The following is a 13,960-nucleotide window of genomic DNA, read 5'->3' on the forward strand; positions in this document are numbered from 1 at the left end:
ACTCTCCTCAGAAGCGATGAAGGTAGCTGGCCTGGTGTTTTCGGGCACGACGGACGGCCCCCTTGACCGGTTGCGCGTGGGTGAAGAGTGGCGCTCAGCGCAGTAGCCGGCCAGCCTCGACGACGGCGTCCGCATCCCCAGTGATGACGACGGTCAGGTGATGACCTTGAACCTCTGTCGTCCACAGAACCCGCGAATCGGGTGACCGTTCGCCCGAGACTAGAGACTGCAGTCTTGTGACGGCGTCATCAACGCAGGCGAATATCACCTCGAGTCGACCGGTGCTCGCGATCCGCTCGATCAGATAGTCGTCGTTGAACGCCATCCACTCGGCCGCTGCCGCAGCCTGAGCCTCAGGTGAGCGCGCGAGCGTGATCATCACAGGCCCAATTCGCCGGGGGCCTCTTTGGCCGTCGCGCGCAGATACTTCGGATGCTCGTCCAGCTGGGTGATGAAGACGAGGCTGTCTGCCACAGCGGTCTCTGTGTGCGAATCACCAGGCTCGAGCACGTAGACGCCTCCGTCTCGCACATGAACCGCGTCGCGACCGACAGGCTCCACCTTCATCTCGCCCTCGATGACCATGACCTGCACCCATTCGTCGTGCTGATGCTGCTGGGTAACCATCCCGGCAGGCATGCGATATAGGGCGGAGCGGATGTCGAAGCCACCCTCCCAGAGAACTCGCTTGTCCATGACAGTTCCACGGACATCGAAGGGAATCCATTCGGCCGTTTCAGCCAGGAAGTACCGCGCCATCTCAATCTCCTCTCCGGGGTCCCCGTGCGCCGGCGAATCCGTGGGAACTGTTAGTCATAGAACCAGATGCGCATTAGATGCACAGTTGGGAGAACTACCTAGATTCGTACGAACTCACGGCGGCGAAGGGCAGTCTCAGAGCATCCTCTGGCCTACCTGAGACGGCAACCCGGGCGACTTTGCGTGCGCAATGCTGGGAGCTGAGGCTGATCGAGCGAGCGAGCGAGCCACACCGGTTCAGGCGTCGTCACCCCAGAGCGGACACAGCAACACCGACTGGATCCATGTCTCCAACGGCTCCGCGATCGACGCATGCTCGGGATGCATCAGCCATTGCAATTGCAGGCCCTCCTGCAGGGCGATGAGATCCCGCGCGAAGCTCTCAGGCTCGACATCAGCCCGCAACAGTCCGACGCCTCGCACCTGAGTGAGCGCCCGCGCCGTGCCGGCGACGATCCGGGAGAAATGCTCACGGAAGTACTGGTGCGAAGGGTGGGACGTCTCGGTGGCCTCAGCACTGAGCACGACGAAGAGCCTCACCATTGCCGGCCGGCCCTCATTCAGTCGAGCCAACCGGACCATCCCACGAAGAACGCCCAAACCTCCAGGCTCTTGCGATCCACTCTCCACGAACACGACCCTGTCGATGCGCTCCCGTTCAGCCAGAACTGCGAGAAGCAGCTCCTCCTTCGAGCGGAAGTGGTGCAGCAGGCCGGCGCGGGAGATTCCGACGTCTCCGGCGATCTCAAGGATGGAAGTGCCGTCGAAGCCCGCGCGGGAGAAGCTCCGGGTCGCGGCAGCCACGATCTCGGCGCGCCGCGCCACGCCCTTCGGATAGGTGCCTGTACTCAGTGTCATCACTCCCATTCTGCACGGTAAATAGCGATCTCGATTCTAAAACCAACACTAGTGTAGGTTTTGTGCTAGCGTGGCGCTCACCGCCGATGACCCGAAGTCCGGCGTCTGCAGTTCACTTTGACGAAGGAGTCTCCGTGTCCACCGAATCCGCTGTCCCTCCGGCTACTTTGGCCCCCGAATCCCGCTCCAACTCAGGACCCCTGGGACCTCGGGAACCGCGCGGCTACGCCGCGACTTTCACCCTCGCGTACATCGGACTGTTCTTCGCGATACTCACGCCTATCCTGGGCGGCCTCTCGGTGAAGCTGCAGTCACTTGTCGGCCTGGAGGATGCGCCTCTGCAGCTCGGCCTCGTCACGGGAATCGGCGCACTGTTCGCGCTTGTGGCGCAGCCGATCGCCGGGCGACTCTCCGATGCGACGATCTCGCGCTGGGGCATGCGCCGGCCATGGATCGTGATCGGCGTTGTCGGCACCTTCGTGAGCCTCGTCGGCGTCGGACTCGCTCCGAATGTGGTCGTGCTGACGATCGCCTGGTGTGCGGCCCAGACCTTCACCAACTTCGCTCAGGCTGCGGAGGCAGCATCGCTCGCCGACCAGGTCCCGGTGCGTCGACGCGGCTACATCTCGGGGCTCGCCGGAGCGGCGGTTCCCATCGCGATCCTGGCGGGAGCGGCCAGCCTGAACTTCCTTCCGAACGACTTCTGGCGCGCCGCAGCTCCCGCAGCGGTGGGGCTCATCTTCGGACTGTTGTTCGCCCTGACGCTCAAAGACAAGGTGCTCAACAAGCGCCCCGACGCGCCGATGACCTTCTTCAACTTCATCAGCACGTTCCTTTTCAACCCTCGACGCATGCCGGATCTGGGATGGGCATGGTTGACCAAGGCGATGATCATGCTCGGGTACGGCGCCGTGGGGACCTATCTGACACTGTTCCTCGCGACAAGCTACGACATGGACATCCCTGAGCAACTGCAGTTCAACCTGACAGCCACCTTCGTCTCGGTTGCCTTCATGATCGCGGTGAGCATCATCGGCGGGAAGCTGTCGGATGTGGCCGGGCGGCGGCGCGTGTTCGTCTCGATCGGCGGCGTCCTCGCAGGAGCAGGAATTCTCCTCCTTGCTGTCTCACCGAGTTTCGGCGCCGGCGGTCTCACTGTGATCCTTGTTGCTGAAGCTCTGATCGGCGCCGGCATGGGGCTGTTCTTCGCGGTGGATGCGGCACTGTGCGTCGATGTGCTTCCGGCCGACGGGAACACCGCGAAGTACCTCGGAATCCTGAACATCGCGAACACGCTGCCCGCGATGATCGCACCGCTCATCGCCGGCGTCATCTTCATCCCCCTGGGACAGATGCTGTTCGGCGCCGGTTACACACTGTGGTTCGTCGTCGCGGGGGTCGTCGCCATCGCCGGTGGCGTGCTGGTCTTCCGAGTCAGAGGAGTTCGTTGATGCCCATCCCCCGCTATCCGTACCAGGATTCGGCTCTCAGCCCCGAGCAACGCGCAAGAGACCTGGTCTCACGGATGACCCTCGAGGACAAGGCCGGAGCCATGTTCCGAGCCATCGTCGCTGTCGGTCCCGTGGGCCGCCCGTCGTCGGCGTTCAGCTTCCCCTCGCTGACCTCCCTCGTCATCAACCACCGAATCACCGACCTGTACGTCGTCGGCGATGCCGACGACGCTGCGGGATTCGTGAAATGGGTCAACGAGGCGCAGGAGCTCGCACTGGGATCTACCCTGCCGATTCCGATCACGTTCTCCAGCGATCCCCGACACGGGTTCATCGAGAACCCCGGCACTGCAGCCCTGTCGAGCATGTTCTCCCAGTGGCCCGAGAGCTTGGGGCTCGCGGCTTTGCGTTCCTCGGAGCTGGTCGAGCGTTACGCCGACATCGTTCGCCAGGAGTACGTGGCCGTGGGGCTCCGTGGCGCACTGCACCCGCAGATCGACGTCGCGACCGAACCCCGGTGGGCTCGCGCAGGAGCCACGTTCGGCGAGGATGCCGACCTCACGGCGGCACTCGGCGCCGCGTACATCCGCGGTCTTCGAGGGGGCGAACTCGGATCGCACTCCGTGGCGGCGATGGCCAAGCACTTCCCCGGTGGCGGCCCGCAGAAAGATGGGGAAGATCCGCACTTCGTCTACGGCAAGGAACAGGTGTATCCAGGAGATCGGTTCGACTACCACTTGAAGCCATTCCGAGCAGCGATCGATGCAGGCGTCGCGGAGATCATGCCGTACTACGGAATGCCGATCGGCACAGAGTACGACGAAGTGGGGTTTGCGTTCGAGAAGGCGATCGTCACTGGCCTCCTCCGACAGGAACTCAGTTTCAACGGCACGGTCTGCACCGACTTCGGCCTTCTGACCGATGTCGAGATCCTCGGCAGCGACATGCCCGCGCGGGCCTGGGGGCTCGAAAGCGCCACCCGCCAGGAACGGATCGCCCGCCTCATCGATGCCGGCGTCGATCAGTTCGGTGGGGAGATGTGCACGGAAGAGCTGGTCGCGGCCGTTCGCAAGGGGCTGGTCTCCGAGACTCGAGTGGACGAATCCGTCGTGCGCCTCATGACCCTCAAGCTGCATCTAGGGCTTTTCGAATCCCCCTACGCCGACCCGAAGCAAGCGATTCGGATTGCGGGGTCCGCAGAGTTCCGGCAAGAGGGAGAGACGGCTCAGCGCGAAGCCATGACAGTTCTCACGAATCGAAGCGATCCCGACGGCACGCCCATCCTGCCCGTCACGGGCGGACGGCGTCGGGTCTATGTGGAGAACCTTGCTGTTCCGCCGGAACAAGATTGGGACATCGTCGAAGATCCTGCTGCCGCTGACCTGTGCATCCTTCGCCTGACCTCCCCCTTCGAATCGCGAGGAGTGGGCTTCGAGGCCTTCTTCCACGCGGGCTCTCTCGAGTTCCCTGAGAGTGAGATGGAGCGGATCGTGGCCGTGTGCGAAGCAGCACCGACCATCGTCGCGATCACCCTCGATCGCGCGACCATCCTCGGCCCGCTGGCGGATCACGCCGCTGCCATCGTCGTAAACTACGGTGCATCGGATGCCGCCGTGATCGACGTTCTGACGGGGGTCGTTGCCCCGAAGGGGCGCCTGCCATTCGATCTTCCTTCCTCCATGGAAGCGGTCGAGCAGAGCCGCGAGGACGTGCCCTTCGACACCGAGGAACCGCTCTTCCGGTACGGGCATGGCCTTGTCTACGCCGAGTTGTAGATGTCGCGCTCCTGATGCAGCGGTGCGGGCTGTGTCCGCCCGCCGCGCCCCTGCAGGTCAGGGACGAAAAGGCCGCTGCAGCCACCTCCGACGAGGGACTGCAGCGGCTTTTCCCGTCAGCGGGGACCGCGCCTCAACGGTGCGACTGCACCTCGACTTCGCGGATCGGAGCGGGGGAGTTCCGGCTGCGGAGCGCGCGAATCTGTCCGTTAATGATCACGCCGGCGATCCCGGTGATGTCACCCCGGTTGAGGGCCTTGATCGGGTGATCGGCCGGGCCACCGACCGGCTGCTGCACCAGCACCAGGTCGGCAGGACGCCCTTCCTCGAGCACGCCCTCCTCCCGACGCAGAACGCGGGCAGCGTTGCTGGTGGCGTAAGCGATGACGTCCGTCGCCGGCACACCACCGATCGACGACAGCTCGGCGATCGTCTTGATGATCGCCAGCGGCATAACGCCGGTGCCCGACGGGGTGTCGGAACCGAGGATGACCCGGTCCAGCGCGCCATGCTCTGCCGCCATGCGCTGAATGTTCAGACTCGCGGAGAGATTGCCGGCCTGCACGAGCTGCAGCGCAGCATCCGACTCCTTCACGAGTCGCTCTACGTCGGCCTCCGGGAGGCTGGTGGTTCCCCCATTGATGTGGCCGGCGATATCGGGCCGCATCGCGATGAGGTCGTCGACCGTGATCGGCGCGACGCCGGGAACCGAGGATGCTCCCCCCGAGTGCGACATCACCACGAACCCGGCCTCCTGGGCCCACCGCACATGCGGAACCGCATCCTTCGGCACGTTGAAACCACCGAATCCGACCTTCATCAACCAGATTCCCTGACTTGCGAGCTCGGCATAGTCCTCCTGTTCCATGTAGGGCCCCGTCATCAGGGAACCGCCGTGGATGCGCACACCGCCGGGGCGGTTGTTCGTAAACGAACGGTTCGCTGCGACGGCCACCGCCTTCACTCCATGGCGATCCATCGGCCGCCCGGGGAAGTGCACTTCGCCGGCGGACATCATGGACGTCACCCCTCCGTGCATGTAGCTCTCGATGAAGCCGATCGTGTTCTGCTTCGGGTTGAAGTCGCCGATCGAGAAGTGAGTGTGCGTGTCGAACAGTCCCGGAAGTGCGACCGCACCCTTCGCATCGATCACGACGTCGGCCTCCGCGTCAGCGGAACCACCGATCTCGACGATGCGGTCACCCTTGATGAGCACCGTCTCGACTTCGCGCAGCGTGTCTCCCAGTCGCCCGGTGACGACGCCACGCAGATTCTTGATGAGGAGCGATCCCTCTGTCGGTCCGAAGAACTTCTCCGGGTAAGTCTCATCCCACGTCATCTGCATTCCACCTATCTGTGTCGACGCCCGCGATCTGTCGCGAGCAGTGTGTCTCTGTCGTGTCTGTCACCGTGTCGCTTGTCAGGCCGGATCTGCGCGCAGGAGGGCGATAACCTCGACCTCCACGGGGCTGTTTCTGGGCAACGAGGCCACCCCGACCGCCGAGCGTGTGTGCACTCCCGCGTCTCCGAACACGGCTTTCAAGAGCGAGCTGGCTCCGTCGATCACCTTGGAGTGGTCAGAGAAGTCAGGGTCGCTGGCCACGAAACCAGTGACCTTGACGATCCGGGCGATACGGCCCAGATCGCCGATCTCAGCATGGAGCGCAGCGATCGCGTTCACCGCACACTGGGCGGCGAGGCCGCCGGCGGCGTCGAGGCTGACGAGCCCGCTGCCCTCCCCGACCTTCCCGGTCGGGGAGATGACTCCATCGCGCAGCGGAAGCTGACCCGAGGTGAAGATCAGGTGTCCCGCGACGAGTGCTCCGGTGTATGCACCAATGGGTGCGGGCGGCGCCTCGGGAAGAGCGTATCCCCCGTCGCGGAGACGTTCGATGATCTCCGCATGCCGGGAGGAGATCATTCGCGAGCCTCCGTCGCAGAGAGCGCCGGAGTGTCGCGGGAGGACTCCCGCGCGATCATTACAGAGACGATGGTGATGATCAGCATGCCGGCGACATAGGCGGCGATCGGGACCCAGCTCTCGAAGCGGCCGTAAAGCGCGACCGCGATGATCGGTGCGAGGGCGCCACCGAGGATGCCCGAAAGCTGGAACCCGAGGGAGGCGCCGCTGTAGCGCACGTTCGCCGGGAACAGCTCCGTGGTGAACGCCGCCAGCGGCCCGTACATCGCTGCCCAGCACAGCATTCCGACAAAGTCCGCCAACAGGATCAGCACAATGTTCTGGGTCTCGAGGAGCGGGAAGAACGCGAATACCCAGAGCATCGCACCTACTGCGCCGCCGATGTACACGGGCCGCCGGCCGACCCGGTCCGACAACGCGCCGAACAACGGGATGAAGAGGATCATGGTGGCCGCGCTGACCAGTACGACGAGAGTCGCCGTGGTCTGCTCGACGCCGACCATCTGAGTCAGGTAGGTGACGACGAAGAGAACGAAGATGTAGAACGCGACGTCAGTGCCGATGCGCGACCCGGTCGCGATCAGCAGTTCACGACGCTGGGTGCGCAGCACCTCGAGGATCGGGTGCTTGACCCGGTGTCCTTCGGCGGCCAGTTTCTCGAACTCCGGTGATTCTGTGACGTTGAGTCGGATCCAGAGACCGATCGCGATGAGGACGGCGCTGAGAAGGAACGGCACGCGCCATCCCCAGGCCAGGAACGCCTCATCATCGGTCAGCCACAGCATGAGGGTGAGCGCGCCGTTTGCGAGCAGCAGGCCCAGCGGTACACCGATCTGCGGCCAGCTGGCTGCAAGACCACGGCGCCTCGGGTCACCGTGCTCGAGAGACATCAGGACGGCACCGCCCCACTCTCCACCGAGACCGAAGCCCTGCACGAACCGCAGGACGGTCAAAGCGATCGGGGCGAGGATGCCGACCGTGTCGTATCCCGGAAGCAGACCAATGAGCATGGTCGAGATGCCCATGATCATCAGCGTGATCACGAGGATGCGCTTGCGGCCGATTCGGTCACCGTAGTTTCCGAACACGATCGCCCCGATCGGGCGAGCTACGAACCCGACCGCGAAACTGCCGAAGGCGAGAAGCGTGCCGGTGAGCGGGTCCAGCGTAGGGAAGAACACCGTGTTGAACACGAGGGCTGCGGCGGTGCCGTAGAGGAAGAAGTCGTACCACTCGAGAGCCGTGCCGATGACGCTGCCGCCGATGGCGCGTCTCCGGATGCCACGGTCGTGCGAGCGGGTCGTTGTCTGTGAAGCCATCTTTCCGTTCTCCTTGGAAAAGCTCGGGCCTGCGTTCGCACAACTGATCGCTGGGCTCCTGATACCGCTCGGGTGATGCGGTTCTCTCATCATCACGAGATGCGTATCAAATGCAAACCATGGTTCGTTTGCGCTAGTCAAACATCTGCTTATACTTCAGCCATGCTCGACACACAGAAGCTTCTCACGTTCGCTGCGGTCGTTCGGCTCGGCAGCTTCGCTGCGGCGGCACGTGAACTCGGGTACACCCAGCCTGGAGTGAGCCAGCAGATGAAGGCTCTCGAACGCGAGCTCAAGACGACCCTCTTTTCGCGCGAGGGCCGTGGTCTGAAACTAAGCGAACAGGGCGAGGTACTCGCATCGCGTGCCGAGTCCCTCATCGCAGACCTCCACGCCACAGAGGAGCGAGTCGCTGCGGTCACTCGCCTCAAGGAGGCCCGGGTCCGCGTGTGCGCGTTCCCGAGCGCGAATGCGACACTGATCCCTTCGGCGATCTCACGACTGCGGGCACGCCATCTCGGGATCGAGATCGAACTGTTCGAGGCGGAGCCCCCTGAATCGCTCGACGGGCTGGAAAGCGGCGAGTACGACGTGGTGGTGGCATTTCGATACGACGATCAGCCCGCCCCGGACATCGGAGACAGCGTCGTGTCGATCGAGCTGATCGACGAGCCGATGGTCTTGATGCTGTGGGATGACCATCCGCTCGCGCGTCGGAAACAGATCGAACTTGCCGAACTTCGGGACGAGCGTTGGGTGGCCGGTTGCGTACGCTGCCGCCACGAGTTCGTCAGCGCCTGCGCAGTCGCCGGGTTCGAGCCTCGCATCGACATCACCACCGACGACAACCTCGCTGTTCAGAGCTACGTCGTCGCTGGCCTTGGCCTCGCGATGATGCCGAGGATGACCCAGTCCTTCGTAAAACATCCCAAGCTGCGCACCCGCCCCCTGTTGCCTGAGCGCCACCGTCACGTCACCGCGACCGTCCTGCGCTCGCAGCGGCAGAAGCCAGCGGTGCTGCGGGTGCTCGAGTCTCTGAGAGAGGCAGCTGAATCGATGGCGCTTGCCGCCCATATATAAGCTGAACTTTGGCTCACCACAATTTCTCTAGCTTCTCGTTTGGTTTTGCCGCCTCCACACTGTGAAGGTGCGCAGCATCGACAGCGAGAAGTGAGAAGCGAGACCATGATGTACAGCGAGTACCCGATCACGGACGCGACCGATGTCATCCGACAGCGCCGAACAGATCGACGGTGGGTGACTCAAGCGCTGGAACTCCTCACCGCCGAAGCGGGGCGAAGTGGATGGACCCCTCTCATCCCGTTCCACGCTCCGGACCTTCGAGAGATCGACATCTACTTGAAGGATGAGTCCCTGCATCCGACCGGCAGTCTCAAGCACCGCCTCGCCCGGTCTCTCTTCACCCACGGGCTCTGCAACGGCGACATCGGCCCGCAGACCACCATCGTCGAAGCATCGAGCGGTTCCACCGCAGTCAGCGAGGCCTATTTTGCTCAGATACTCGGACTGGACTTCATCGCTGTCATCCCGGCCGCCACGAGTCGCGAGAAGATCGCGCTGATCGAGCGGCATGGGGGCCAGGTGCTCATGGTCGATGATCCCGCAGACGTGGTCCGCACCGCCCAGAAAGTCACTGTCCAGCGCGGCGGACACTTCATGGATCAGTTCACATTCGCCAGCCAGGCGACGAACTGGCGCGAGGGCAATATCGCCAGTGAGCTCTTCCATCAGATGCGCCGAGAGAAGCACCCTGTGCCGGAGTGGATCGTAGTCGGCGCTGGCACCGGTGGAACGAGCACGTCGATCGCGCGATACGCCCGATTCACCGGTCTCGCTACCCGCATCGCAGTCGTGGATCCGGAGGGCTCAGCCTTCTATGAGGGCTGGCGCCGGAACGACATCTCCTACGTGACCTCGACACCGTCGCGGATCGAAGGCATCGGGCGCACCCGCGTCGAACGATCGTTCGTCCCGAACCTGATCGATGAGGTCCTTCCCGTGCCCGATGCGGCGTCGATCGCCACCATGAGATGGGCATCGCGCATCATCGGGAGACGCGTCGGAGCCTCCACCGGCACGAACATCTGGGGCACTCTCCAACTCGTCCAGCGTCTCGGGACCAGCCGACGCACCGGAAGCATCGTGAGCCTCATCTGCGACACGGGCGACCGGTACTCCTCCACCTACTACAACGATGAGTGGCTTGCGGCGCAGAACATCGACATCGCTCCGTTCGAACGCACCCTCGAGGACTTCACCTCCACCGGCGTGCTCCGGGCCGCGTGAGTGCTCGACGGCCACATCGGCTCCGGCGATACAGTTCTCACGGACCCTGTCGAAGGGGAGTCGAATCTGAGGGAGACACCAGATGAGCAGCGCCGGTCATGACGAACCTAGATCCGAATCACCCGACGTCGTGCAGATCCGCGGGGCACGGGTCCACAACCTCAAGAACATCGATGTCGACGTACCGCTGCGCGGTCTGGTCGCGATCGCCGGGGTGTCCGGCTCAGGCAAATCGTCGCTGGCGATGGGGGTGCTCTACGCGGAGGGCTCGCGCCGCTATATTGAAGCGCTCTCTACCTACACCCGGCGACGGATGTCCCAGGCAGCACGCGCGGATGTCGACTCGGTGCGCCACGTTCCCGCCGCGCTTGCCCTCCGCCAACGACCCGGCATACCGGGAGTTCGATCGACCTTCGGTACGTCTACAGAACTGCTGAATGTGATCCGCGTGATGTTCTCCCGGCTCGGCTCGCATGTGTGCCCGAACGGACATCGGCTGGAGCCGACCATCGATGTCGCCGCGAATCTCGACCTGGTCTGCCCCGAGTGCGGAGCGGTGTTCTCCCCACCCGGCGCGGAATCCCTGGCGTTCAACTCGGAAGGCGCCTGCCCGACCTGCGCAGGAACGGGCATCGTACGTGCGGTCGACGACAGTTCTCTCGTGCCCGACACGTCGCTGACGATCAACGCGGGCGCAGTGGCACCATGGGGGATGTTCGGCCTCACCGTGATGCCGCAGGTCGTCGCCGAGTTCGGCGTGCGCACCGATGTTCCCTACGCAGAGCTCTCCGACGCTGAGCGGGAGATTGTTCTGCACGGTCCGGAAGAAAAGAAGCACATCGCCGTGCGCTCCAAGAACGGCAAGCTCTTCGAGCTGGACTTCACCTACCGCAACGCGCGACTCGCGGTTCAGGAGGCGCTCAACAATGCGGAGAGCGAGAAGGGGCTGGCCCGAGTCAACAGGTTCATCACGTCGCAGACGTGCACGGCCTGCCAGGGCACGCGCCTGAGCGACGCGGCGAGACTCCCCCGCGTCGCCGGCAGGAATCTGGCCGAGGTGACCGCGATGTCTCTCGACGACGTCACGCCGTGGCTGCAGAGCATCCCCGCGACTCTCCCGCAGGAGATGCAGACGATGACCATGTCGATCATCGGCCAGTTCGCGCAGATGGCGACGCGACTGATCGAACTCGGTCTGGGTTACCTGAGCCTCAATCGCTCCAGCTCGAGCCTCTCGACAGGGGAACGGCAGCGAGTGCAACTGGCCAGAGCCGTGCGCAATGAGACCACGGGGGTCCTCTACGTCCTCGACGAGCCGTCCGTGGGACTCCATCCGGCGAACGTCGACGGCCTGATCGGAGTGATGCGCGATCTGCTGTCGAACGGCAACTCGGTGGTACTCGTCGACCACGACGTGCAGGTGCTCCGCGAGGCGGATTGGATGATCGAGATCGGCCCGGGGTCAGGGGCTGCCGGCGGCACTATCCTCGCCGCCGGCACTGTGGCAGACCTCGGCACACTGCCCGAATCGCTGATCGGCGGATTCCTCGCCGATCGTGAGCCGCTGCTGGTGCGCGACCGCGCCGAAGAGGGAGATGTCTTCGCTCATGGCCGCATGGAACTGCGCACGCGGGCTTTGCACACCGTGCACCCCCTCGACAGCGCGATACCTCGCGGTCGCCTGACCGCAGTGACGGGGATGTCAGGCTCGGGGAAGACCACCCTGGTTTTGGAGAGCCTGGTCCCGGCGCTGCAATCGCTCATCGGCGATACGAGCCGCCCTGCACATGTCCTCGATCTCACCGCGCCTGGCATCGCGCACGTACACGTCGTGGATGCCGCGCCGATCGGCACGAACGTGCGCTCCACCATCGCCACGTACAGCGGAGCCCTGGACGATCTCCGCAAGGCCTATGCGGCGTCACCCGATGCTCAGGCGCACGGACTCAAGGCCGCCGACTTCTCCTACAACACCGGGTCTCTGCGCTGTCCACGTTGCGAGGGCACCGGCCAAGTCGTCCTGGATGTGCAGTTCCTTCCTGATGTCGACATCTCGTGCCCCGACTGCGCCGGTAGCAGGTACGGCGCTGAGGGCCACGCGATCCGGCGAGCCGGATCCGATGCTCCGCCGATCTCGCTTCCCGCACTTCTCGGGCTCACCGTCGCACAGGCATTGCCGCACGTGACGGACCTTGCGAAGGTGCGGAAGAAGCTGCAGACGTTGATGGATCTCGGGCTCGGATATCTCACGCTCGGCGAAGACACCCCCGCGCTGTCCGGTGGAGAGGCGCAGCGGCTGAAACTCTCCACAGAACTCGGGCGCGATCAGTCCGATTCGCTCTTCGTTCTGGATGAACCCAGTATCGGTCTTCATCCGTCGGACACGCGCGTGCTCCTGCGGGTGTTCGATCGACTGCTCGAACGCGGAGCAACGGTGATCGTGATCGAGCACGACCTCGACGTGATTGCGAACGCCGATTACGTCATCGACATGGGGCCCGGCGGCGGAGTCGCCGGGGGACGAATCGTTGCGACTGGCACTCCCGAGCAGATCGCCGCTGCGACGGAAAGCGCGACCGGTCGCTATCTCGCGGCCGCGTTCACGCGTCATCCCACCGGCAGCTCAGAAGCGTAGAGGCCATTGCTGCACCGAACTCAACGAGTACATCTCATGCACTGAAGGCCGTATCCTGAGCCCATGAGATTCGATCATTGCGCACTGCAGGAGTGCGGCGTCGCGCGGTTCCTCAGCCTGCTCGACGGCCCCTGGGCGACGCTCATCGTGCGCGAGCTTCTGAAGAAGCCGCACCGGTTCAACGAGCTCCTCTCGGCACTGCCGGGAATCAGTGCCCACACGCTCTCGAGCCGGCTGCGCAAGTTCGAAGCGCACGAGCTGGTGACCCGCACCGCCTACGCCGAGATCCCTCCTCGCGTCGTCTACGAGCTGACGCCGGTGGGGATGCAGCTGCGCCCGGTGCTCGACGCGATGAATGCCTGGGCAATGACCGTCCCGCCCCACCTCTTCGGCCTCGATGAGGAACCGACGCCTACGCTCACCGCTGACTGACCGGGGCCCGGTGGCGGCGAACGGCATCGTAGTTGCCGCACTTCGCCGAACAGTAACAGCGCCGTCCATTACGACTGGTGTCCACGTACACAACAGGGCAGCGATCACGTAGGCAGACGCCCAGACGAGACCCCTCCGACTCGACGACGAAGAGCGCGAGCCCACCGGCGGTGACAGCACGCACACGTGCGACGACATCCTGAGCATCAGGGGCGAAGTGCAGGTGCGGACGGAGCCCGTCGTGCGTCGTGAGATATGGACTCGTTGCGCCGGCCAGGAGGAGGCGATTGATGGTGTCGCAACGCTCGTCTGCTGTCGCAGCGAGGAACACCGGGACGATCTGATCCGCCCATTCTCGTAGCTGCTCGCCGTCATGCTTGTCCAGCTCTGCACGCCGGATCTCATGGTCCGCAAGAACGGTGGCCGCAGCGCCGACGTCCCAGCCCCGCCGTGCGAGGGTCACGAGATCCGCGGCGAGCAGCGGGCCGGTCATATTGTCATGG

Annotated in this window: 13 protein-coding genes; 6 read left to right on the forward strand and 7 right to left on the reverse strand. The window is 64.2% G+C overall.

Annotation, left to right across the window (positions count from 1 at the left end):
* Positions 1–94: 94 nt before the first annotated feature.
* From QRN21_RS00255 to QRN21_RS00265, 3 genes are all read right to left on the reverse strand, one after another.
* Positions 95–382, reverse strand: coding sequence for a hypothetical protein (locus tag QRN21_RS00255; RefSeq protein WP_285362834.1), 288 nt, complete (start codon positions 380–382; stop codon positions 95–97).
* The gene (locus tag QRN21_RS00260; RefSeq protein WP_502883078.1) at positions 379–759 is read right to left on the reverse strand and encodes a cupin domain-containing protein; all 381 of its coding nucleotides are present in this window, start codon (positions 757–759) and stop codon (positions 379–381) included. Before QRN21_RS00260 ends, QRN21_RS00255 begins: the two co-directional genes overlap by 4 nt.
* Positions 760–996: 237 nt before the next feature.
* Positions 997–1,626: a TetR/AcrR family transcriptional regulator gene (locus tag QRN21_RS00265; RefSeq protein WP_285362836.1), complete on the reverse strand. Its 630-nt coding sequence runs from the start codon at positions 1,624–1,626 to the stop codon at positions 997–999.
* 125 nt (positions 1,627–1,751) lie between these two features.
* Between QRN21_RS00265 and QRN21_RS00270 the strand changes: the two genes are divergently transcribed.
* Together QRN21_RS00270 and QRN21_RS00275 are read left to right on the forward strand one after the other, a co-directional pair.
* Complete coding sequence (locus QRN21_RS00270; protein ID WP_285362837.1) at positions 1,752–3,068, forward strand: MFS transporter; 1,317 nt, start codon at positions 1,752–1,754, stop codon at positions 3,066–3,068.
* Positions 3,068–4,843 carry a glycoside hydrolase family 3 protein gene (locus QRN21_RS00275; protein WP_285362838.1) on the forward strand — a complete coding sequence of 592 codons (1,776 nt, stop codon included), beginning with the start codon at positions 3,068–3,070 and terminating at the stop codon, positions 4,841–4,843. The genes QRN21_RS00270 and QRN21_RS00275 overlap by 1 nt, the downstream gene beginning before the upstream one ends.
* Positions 4,844–4,976: 133 nt before the next feature.
* Here the strand turns inward: QRN21_RS00275 and QRN21_RS00280 are convergent, their stop codons facing one another.
* From QRN21_RS00280 to QRN21_RS00290, 3 genes are all read right to left on the reverse strand, one after another.
* Positions 4,977–6,182 carry an amidohydrolase family protein gene (locus QRN21_RS00280; RefSeq protein WP_285362839.1) on the reverse strand — a complete coding sequence of 402 codons (1,206 nt, stop codon included), beginning with the start codon at positions 6,180–6,182 and terminating at the stop codon, positions 4,977–4,979.
* Positions 6,183–6,263: 81 nt separating this feature from the next.
* Positions 6,264–6,764: a RidA family protein gene (locus QRN21_RS00285; RefSeq protein ID WP_285362840.1), complete on the reverse strand. Its 501-nt coding sequence runs from the start codon at positions 6,762–6,764 to the stop codon at positions 6,264–6,266.
* The gene (locus tag QRN21_RS00290) at positions 6,761–8,083 is read right to left on the reverse strand and encodes an MFS transporter (RefSeq protein ID WP_285362841.1); all 1,323 of its coding nucleotides are present in this window, start codon (positions 8,081–8,083) and stop codon (positions 6,761–6,763) included. The genes QRN21_RS00285 and QRN21_RS00290 overlap by 4 nt, the downstream gene beginning before the upstream one ends.
* 162 nt (positions 8,084–8,245) lie before the next feature.
* Between QRN21_RS00290 and QRN21_RS00295 the strand changes: the two genes are divergently transcribed.
* From QRN21_RS00295 to QRN21_RS00310, 4 genes are all read left to right on the forward strand, one after another.
* Entirely contained in the window at positions 8,246–9,163 is a 918-nt protein-coding gene (locus QRN21_RS00295; protein ID WP_285362842.1) for a LysR family transcriptional regulator, read from the forward strand.
* A 105-nt stretch (positions 9,164–9,268) separates the two neighbouring features.
* Entirely contained in the window at positions 9,269–10,390 is a 1,122-nt protein-coding gene (locus tag QRN21_RS00300; RefSeq protein ID WP_285362843.1) for a PLP-dependent cysteine synthase family protein, read from the forward strand.
* 82 nt (positions 10,391–10,472) lie between these two features.
* The gene (locus QRN21_RS00305) at positions 10,473–13,025 is read left to right on the forward strand and encodes an excinuclease ABC subunit UvrA (RefSeq protein ID WP_285362844.1); all 2,553 of its coding nucleotides are present in this window, start codon (positions 10,473–10,475) and stop codon (positions 13,023–13,025) included.
* 63 nt (positions 13,026–13,088) lie between these two features.
* Positions 13,089–13,457 (forward strand): winged helix-turn-helix transcriptional regulator, encoded by a 369-nt coding sequence (locus tag QRN21_RS00310; RefSeq protein WP_285362845.1) that lies wholly within the window; start codon positions 13,089–13,091, stop codon positions 13,455–13,457.
* On the opposite strand, the gene QRN21_RS00315 is transcribed toward QRN21_RS00310, so the two are convergent.
* A complete protein-coding gene (locus tag QRN21_RS00315; RefSeq protein ID WP_285362846.1) occupies positions 13,444–13,950 on the reverse strand; it encodes a CGNR zinc finger domain-containing protein in 507 nt (168 codons plus the stop codon). The genes QRN21_RS00310 and QRN21_RS00315 overlap by 14 nt on opposite strands.
* Positions 13,951–13,960: the final 10 nt, after the last annotated feature.

Source organism: Microbacterium sp. LMC-P-041 (genome assembly GCF_030209555.1).
In the GTDB taxonomy this organism is placed as follows: domain Bacteria; phylum Actinomycetota; class Actinomycetes; order Actinomycetales; family Microbacteriaceae; genus Microbacterium.

Excerpts from the sequence above, each read along its gene's own strand:
- QRN21_RS00280 (WP_285362839.1), bottom strand. The coding sequence starts at position 6,182 with ATGACGTGGGATGAGACTTACCCGGAGAAGTTCTTCGGACCGACAGAG.
- QRN21_RS00305 (WP_285362844.1), top strand. The coding sequence starts at position 10,473 with ATGAGCAGCGCCGGTCATGACGAACCTAGATCCGAATCACCCGACGTC.
- QRN21_RS00260 (WP_502883078.1), bottom strand. The coding sequence starts at position 759 with ATGGCGCGGTACTTCCTGGCTGAAACGGCCGAATGGATTCCCTTCGAT.
- QRN21_RS00265 (WP_285362836.1), bottom strand. The coding sequence starts at position 1,626 with ATGGGAGTGATGACACTGAGTACAGGCACCTATCCGAAGGGCGTGGCG.
- QRN21_RS00300 (WP_285362843.1), top strand. The coding sequence starts at position 9,269 with ATGATGTACAGCGAGTACCCGATCACGGACGCGACCGATGTCATCCGA.
- QRN21_RS00285 (WP_285362840.1), bottom strand. The coding sequence starts at position 6,764 with ATGATCTCCTCCCGGCATGCGGAGATCATCGAACGTCTCCGCGACGGG.
- QRN21_RS00315 (WP_285362846.1), bottom strand. The coding sequence starts at position 13,950 with ATGACCGGCCCGCTGCTCGCCGCGGATCTCGTGACCCTCGCACGGCGG.
- QRN21_RS00310 (WP_285362845.1), top strand. The coding sequence starts at position 13,089 with ATGAGATTCGATCATTGCGCACTGCAGGAGTGCGGCGTCGCGCGGTTC.
- QRN21_RS00290 (WP_285362841.1), bottom strand. The coding sequence starts at position 8,083 with ATGGCTTCACAGACAACGACCCGCTCGCACGACCGTGGCATCCGGAGA.
- QRN21_RS00295 (WP_285362842.1), top strand. The coding sequence starts at position 8,246 with ATGCTCGACACACAGAAGCTTCTCACGTTCGCTGCGGTCGTTCGGCTC.
- QRN21_RS00275 (WP_285362838.1), top strand. The coding sequence starts at position 3,068 with ATGCCCATCCCCCGCTATCCGTACCAGGATTCGGCTCTCAGCCCCGAG.